At 56.8% G+C, this 1,251-nt stretch carries 2 protein-coding genes; both read left to right on the top strand.

Annotated elements, in window-relative coordinates:
- A partial coding sequence (locus tag DI44_RS08490; RefSeq protein ID WP_033025334.1) for an ATP-binding cassette domain-containing protein occupies positions 1-687 on the top strand: 687 nt, incomplete at its 5' end.
- The coding region (locus DI44_RS08485; protein ID WP_033025335.1) for an ABC transporter transmembrane domain-containing protein at positions 671-1,251 on the top strand (581 nt) is incomplete at its 3' end. The genes DI44_RS08490 and DI44_RS08485, both read left to right, overlap by 17 nt.

Below are 1,251 nucleotides of genomic sequence, written 5' to 3' on the forward strand. Positions count from 1 at the left end.
GACGTATCGTTTGTCATCCACGCGCAAGAAACGGCGGCTATTTTAGGGGCGACTGGTTCCGGCAAATCGACGCTTCTTCAGCTCATCCCCCGGCTGTATGAACCAGGCGCCGGGCGCGTGTTGATTGATGGCGTCGATGTGCGCGAGTTTTCCGCCGAACAGCTGCGGACGGCGGTGCGCTTTGTCCCGCAGGAAGTGCTGCTATTTTCCGGAACGGTCGCCGACAACCTTCGCTTCGGCAAGATGACAGCGACGATGGAAGAGATTGTGCAGGCGGCTCGTGATGCGCAAATTCATGAAACAATCACTCGGTTTCCGGATGGATACGACGCACTGATCGGTCAAAAGGGCGTCAATTTATCAGGCGGGCAAAAGCAGCGGCTGTCGATCGCCCGCGCCTTGGTTGGGCAACCGCGCATTTTGCTTTTGGATGACAGCACAAGCGCGCTCGATGCAGAGACGGAAGCAAAGCTGCTCGCAGCGTTGCGGCGGTATGCGTGCACGACGGTGATGGTGACGCAAAAGGTGAGCACAGCGATGGCGGCGGATACCATTTTGCTTTTGGAAGACGGCCGCCTGATCGCGCAAGGAAGCCATGAACAACTGCTGGCAGCAAGCGAACTGTATCGACGCATCGTCGCCACGCAGGAAGGAAAGAAGGGATCGGTGGATGTCACTACGGCATAGCCCGCACGGAGCGCGTGTTGGCGCAAGTCCGCAGCGGGCAAAAAACAGCGTCGGCACCTTGCGGCGGCTCTGGGCATTTATCGCTCCGCAAAAGCGAAAGCTGTTTGCGGCTATGGCCATGGTTGTCGTCAGCTCAGCGCTGGCGCTCGCCGGTCCGTACGTCATCGGCTGGACGGTCGATGTGTACATCGTCGAGCGGAGGACGGACGGTTTTTTAGCGACGCTCGTTTTGCTTCTTGCCATTTATATGGCCCTTGGCGCGGCGACGTTTTTGCAAAACTATTGGATGATCGATGTCGGCCAGCGGACGGTGCATGCGATCAGAGAGCGGTTGTTTCGCCATTTTCATGAGCTGCCGATTTCGTTTTTTGACCGCCGCCAGCAAGGGGAGCTGATGAGCCGGATTACAAACGACATCGACAATATGAGCCAGACATTTAACAGTACTGTTGTCCAGGTCGTCTCGAGCACGTTGACTTTGATGGGCGCTATAGTGGTCATGCTTTCACAGAGTGTGGTGTTGACGATCGTAACGCTTGTTGTCGTGCCGCTGATGTATGTGGG

Source organism: Geobacillus sp. CAMR5420 (assembly GCF_000691465.1).
Lineage (GTDB): Bacteria > Bacillota > Bacilli > Bacillales > Anoxybacillaceae > Geobacillus > Geobacillus thermoleovorans.